This is a genomic window from uncultured Campylobacter sp. (genome assembly GCF_938045225.1).
Taxonomy (GTDB): domain Bacteria; phylum Campylobacterota; class Campylobacteria; order Campylobacterales; family Campylobacteraceae; genus Campylobacter_A.
Genome location: NZ_CALINL010000206.1, coordinates 1 through 5,005 on the forward strand (window position 1 = coordinate 1; position 5,005 = coordinate 5,005).

Below are 5,005 nucleotides of genomic sequence, written 5' to 3' on the forward strand. Positions count from 1 at the left end.
GAAATTCGTGTTAATCCTGAAGATAGCGACTATCTAAAAGAGCAATTTAGTAAAAACGAACGCGTAAAAGTAAGTGCTGATGACGCTATAAGCAAAGGTGGCGTGGTGATAATAAGCGAGGGCGGAAACATCGATGCGACGATGCAAACAAGGCTAGAGAAGCTAAAAATGCTGGTAAATAATGAATAAAGACGTTAAAAGCCTAAATGTCGATGAGCTAAACGCACTTTGCCACGACATCAGAGATAAAATTTTATCCACCGTTAGCAAAAATGGCGGTCATCTTAGCTCAAACATCGGTGCAGTCGAGATCATCGTTGCGATACACAAAATTTTTGACGTTACAAAAGATCCGTTTATCTTTGACGTGAGCCACCAAAGCTACGCGCACAAGCTAATCACTGGACGCTGGGATAAATTTGACACGCTTAGAAAATTTGGCGGTATCAGCGGCTACACCAAGCCTTCCGAAAGTAAATACGACTACTTTATCGCCGGACACAGCTCCACCTCTATCTCGCTTGCAGTCGGCGCTTCAAAGGCGATCAAGCTAAAGGGCGAGGATCGCATCCCAGTGGCCTTTATCGGCGACGGCTCGATGAGCGCGGGTATCGCGTACGAGGCGCTAAATGAACTGGGAGATATCAAAAACCCCTGCGTCATCGTCCTAAACGACAACGAGATGAGCATCAGTAAGCCCATCGGCGCCTTTAGCAACTACCTCTCGCAGATGATGGCCGGGCCGCTATATCAGAAGTTTAAAAGCCGTGTAGAGAAATTTTTGAGCTATATGCCAGACGGCGCCGCGTATATGGCGCGCAGGATGGAGGAGGGCATTAGGATCTTTACGCCCGGGATGTTTTTTGAGGAGCTGGGGCTTGAGTACATCGGTCCCGTAAACGGCCACGACGTGAGGGCGCTTATTGAGGCGTTTAACGTCGCAAAAGGTATGAAAAAGCCCGTCGTCGTACATGCGCAGACGCTAAAGGGTAAGGGATACGAAAAGGCCGAGGGGCATCTGGCTAGCTGGCACGGCGTGAGCCCGTTTGATTTACAAAGCGGCGAAGCTATCAAAAAATCAGCCGCCAAATCGGCCACCGCGCTCTTTGCGGAAAATTTGACCCAGCTAGCGAGCGAGCATAAAAATATCGTCGGAGTAACTGCCGCGATGCCTACTGGCACGGGTATAGACGCGCTGATGGAGAGGTTTCCCGATAGATTTTGGGACGTCGCGATTGCCGAGCAACACGCCGTCGCCTCGATGGCCGCGATGGCGAAGGAAGGTTTTAAGCCCTTTATCGCGATTTATTCGACTTTTTTGCAGCGGGCGTTTGACCAGGTCGTGCACGACTGCGCGATCATGAATCTAAACGTCGTCTTTGCGATGGACCGCGCGGGCATCGTCGGCGAGGACGGCGAGACGCATCAGGGCGCGTTTGACGTTAGTTATCTAAATTTGATCCCGAATTTGGCGATTTTCGCGCCTCGTTGCGCCGATAGTTTTAGGCTCGCTATGCGCTACGCCTACGCTCACGAGGGGCCTTGCGCTTTTCGCTATCCGCGCGGAGCTTTTGCGCTGGCGCAGGGCGAATTTGAGGCTAGAGAGCTAAAGCTTGGCAAAGGCGAAATCTTGGTCGAGAGTAGTGTGGAAGCGGCATTTATCGCTTACGGTAACGCCGTTGGCAAGGCAAACGCGGCGCGCAAAATTTTACTCGAAAAAACGGACGGCAAATTTGACCCGAGCCTTGTTGATCTAGTGTTTGTTAAGCCGCTTGACGGCGAACTTTTGCAAGAGCTCGCGCGCAAGCATAAAATTTGGTACATTTTTTCCGATACCGCAAAAAAGGGCGGCGTAGGCGAGATTTTAGCCGCGTTTTTACAGGAGCGGCGCATTTTTGACGTGCGCATAGTTAGCTTTGAGTTTGATGACGCGTTTATCCCGCACGGCGCTACGGCCGACGTCGAAAAGGCTCTTGGTATCGACGCGGCAAGCATTTGCGAGAAAATTTTATCCGAAACGGCGGATTAAATTTGAGCTGAAGCGTTTTTGCGCGTTTTGGCGAGCGCATTTAGGCGGAGAAGGCGAAAAATCTGAGCGAAACAAACCTTTTTATACTCGGTCTCGCCGCCCTTACTTTGATTTACCGTGCCTTAAACGGCATAGGCAAATTTGCGCGCATCAAGCCGGTTTTATTTATTTTTATCTTCGTTTATCTTTTTTCGCGGGCTGGCTCGCGAGCGAATTTTGGGTTAAATTTGAGCCGCGATAGGCTTTTGCGCTAAGGTTTGTTTTGCCCGCTACGCCCTAGGATAAAATCTCTAAAAAACATTGCAGACTCTCGTTTTTACCTTTTATAAAATACTTAAATTTGGCGCCGGCGCTTGACTATACGCGGATTTTATCAAAAAGGTAAAATTTAAGTAGATTTTTGCTCGTAAATTTAGCCGTGCGGCAAGGCACAGAAGCTTGTTTAAATTTAAAATCGCAATTAGCGAAAACTATTTTTACGCCTTTGCTTGAAAAACGTAGTCGTATCTAAAATGCTGCGGTATCGCCGCAACCGACAAAAAATAAATTTTTACGGTAGCGATGATAAGCGGCGTTTGGTTGCAACGATCGATAGCAAAATTTACGCTGCATTAAAAGTCGGATTTTTATTTAAATTCGGCGAGCAAACCGTCAAATTTAAATCGTCTTCAAATTTAAGTCCCAAAACGCTAAATTCGGTAGGGCAAATCTAAGTCTAAACGTCTAAATTTACCTTGAGTATAGCGCTTAAACTCGCAAAAAGTATAAATTTGACTACAAACGACACAAATTTTAGTAAATAATAATTTATATTACCAACTATAAAGAAGTTTTAAATAAAATTTTTGTATATTTAGCTAAAAAATATCAGGAAAAACGATGAATTACATGGAACTTCTCAAAAATCACGGCCTCAAAGCCACCCCGCAGCGCCTCGGCGTGCTCAAGATCCTCGACCGCCACACGCACCCGACGATCGATGAGCTTTATGAAGAGATCTGCGCCGAAAACCCGTCCGTATCGCTCGCGACGGTGTATAAAAACCTAAATATGCTCAAAGACGAAGGGCTCGTCGTCGAGGTAAATATGCCGAACCAAAAGGCGCGCTACGATATCTTTAGCTACCCGCACATCCACGTCGTATGCGAGAGCTGCGGACACGTCGAGGATTATAACTTTTGCGAGGCGCTGAGCGAGTACAAGGAAAGCTTGGAGAGAAAGCTCGGAAATTTCATCGAAAAGATGAATGTGCTCGTAACCGTAAAAGACTGTAAAAACTGCCGCCATTAGGCTTTTGGCTCGCTTTTTTTGGCGAGCCAAATTTGCTCTCGTTTTTTGCCTTGCACGTATCGTTCGACAAAGCGAGTAAGGCTTATAATTTTTAGTATAGCTACAGGCGTTTTTGGCGCTTAAAAATAATGCCAAAAATGCATAAAACCGCGCTTATGTTAATAAAATTTGCAGCAGTTTTTGATCCTGCAAGCGAGCTTTTATCAAGAATAAATTATATTCGCAAGAGCTTTGGTAGCGCCAAAACAGCGAGATATTGCATCTTAACCTACTTAAATTCATACTAAACCTCACTCCGCGACGCGATTTACCCAGATCAAAAACTCATCGCCTGGGTTCTCGTCGTCCAAATGCGCGGGGGTGATGAGCTCAAGCGCTGTTTGCGGGATCGTCGTTTTGAACGTCTGTGCTACCCACTGCTGAAATTTCAGGTTTGGATGCACGATAAAGTCGTCATTCTCGCTGTTTGGCGGCGCGCTAAAATCCTCGTCCCAGCAGATTTCATCGTATCCGATCGCAAGCAATCGCAAAAAATCAAGCCCGCTATGAGCCAAAACACAGGTCATCGTCGAGCCCGAGCCCGAGCCCATGTGCACGATCTTTGTTTCCCCTGCATCGTCCAGCCACAGCGCGCACATCGAGCCCTCCGAGCCGCTGCCTGCGAACACGCAAAGCCGCTGCTTGATCTCTGCGGCAAGCTCGCGATCCTTGCCGTAAAACCAATACCTTAGCTCCTCGTCGCGATTTTTCGGCTCATCCGTGAAAAATACGATATCCGTGCCGCCCTCGCGCTCATCCTCACCCCAGCTCTGCTTCAGCCGATCCTGCGGGTAGAGATAGCCGCGTCTGCGCCCGCCAGCATCGTCATAAAAGCCGTTTGCTTCGATCCACGCATAAAGCGCTTCAAGCTCGCTCGGCACGCGCATGTCCTGCGGTAGCGCCTCGCGCAGCTGCGCTAACAATAAATTTTTCACGATCGCTCCTTTTGCTAAATTTGCCGCTCGAATTTTACTGCGTTTCGGCTAAATTTACGGATATTTTGTCTGATATTTGCGGCGTTTTATGCGCCCCGTCGCCGCAAGCGTAAATCGGGCTTTTAAAATTTAGCTGATTTTCGTTGCGATACGCACGTGGCAGCGATATGAGCGCATATTTAAAAAAGAGTATGAGAATTTTCAGTAGAAAAATGCGTAAAATTTTACGACCTAAATTTTACTATTTTAAGGTTTCTTTGCTTTTTTGCAGAAATTTACGGTTTTAAATTTAGCTCGCTGCAAAGAGTAAAATTTTAGCGATACCTATAAATTTAAAATTTCCCGCGCCTTTTGCTTGCACGCCTCAAATTTTTGCTCAAATTCCGCGCGTCTTTGCAGCTCGTTTTTCGCCCCCATTTTGGTGTATCCCGAGCCTCGCTCTAGAAAATATACATAGCCGGTATCTTTAAACTCCACCGCAAGCGGCATTTGCGCACCCTCTACCCCCTCGCAAACAAGCTGCGCAAGCGCGTACTCCTCCAGCGCAAAGGCGTGCGGATACAGGCTTATCTTTTTTAGATTTTTAAGAGTGGCAAGCGGCAAAAGCGCCGGATATGGGGCCTTGCACTTCACCCAGGTTAGTTTTAGCACTTCAAGGCCCGTTAGGCCTTTGATGATCCCAATCTAGCGTGCCGCTAATGCACAGATATCG

Annotated in this window: 6 protein-coding genes; 4 read left to right on the forward strand and 2 right to left on the reverse strand. The window is 47.4% G+C overall.

Translation table 11 applies throughout. The features are described 5' to 3' along the window. The 4 genes from Q0200_RS07640 to Q0200_RS07655 form a co-directional block, all read left to right on the forward strand. A partial coding sequence (locus Q0200_RS07640) for a FliH/SctL family protein (protein WP_297939919.1) occupies positions 1 to 189 on the forward strand: 189 nt, incomplete at its 5' end. Continuing rightward, positions 182 to 2,029: a 1-deoxy-D-xylulose-5-phosphate synthase gene (gene dxs / locus Q0200_RS07645; RefSeq protein ID WP_297939922.1), complete on the forward strand. Its 1,848-nt coding sequence runs from the start codon at positions 182 to 184 to the stop codon at positions 2,027 to 2,029. The genes Q0200_RS07640 and dxs, both read left to right, overlap by 8 nt. A gap of 488 nt (positions 2,030 to 2,517) precedes the next feature. Continuing rightward, positions 2,518 to 2,742 (forward strand): hypothetical protein, encoded by a 225-nt coding sequence (locus Q0200_RS07650; RefSeq protein WP_297939925.1) that lies wholly within the window; start codon positions 2,518 to 2,520, stop codon positions 2,740 to 2,742. Positions 2,743 to 2,908: 166 nt separating this feature from the next. Beyond that, the gene (locus Q0200_RS07655; RefSeq protein WP_297939928.1) at positions 2,909 to 3,319 is read left to right on the forward strand and encodes a Fur family transcriptional regulator; all 411 of its coding nucleotides are present in this window, start codon (positions 2,909 to 2,911) and stop codon (positions 3,317 to 3,319) included. A gap of 290 nt (positions 3,320 to 3,609) precedes the next feature. On the opposite strand, the gene Q0200_RS07660 is transcribed toward Q0200_RS07655, so the two are convergent. Together Q0200_RS07660 and Q0200_RS07665 are read right to left on the reverse strand one after the other, a co-directional pair. Next, positions 3,610 to 4,293 (reverse strand): SMI1/KNR4 family protein, encoded by a 684-nt coding sequence (locus Q0200_RS07660; RefSeq protein WP_297939931.1) that lies wholly within the window; start codon positions 4,291 to 4,293, stop codon positions 3,610 to 3,612. A 324-nt stretch (positions 4,294 to 4,617) separates the two neighbouring features. After that, on the reverse strand, positions 4,618 to 4,944 hold the full coding sequence (locus Q0200_RS07665) for a hypothetical protein (RefSeq protein ID WP_297939934.1): 327 nt from the start codon (positions 4,942 to 4,944) through the stop codon (positions 4,618 to 4,620). Positions 4,945 to 5,005: the final 61 nt, after the last annotated feature.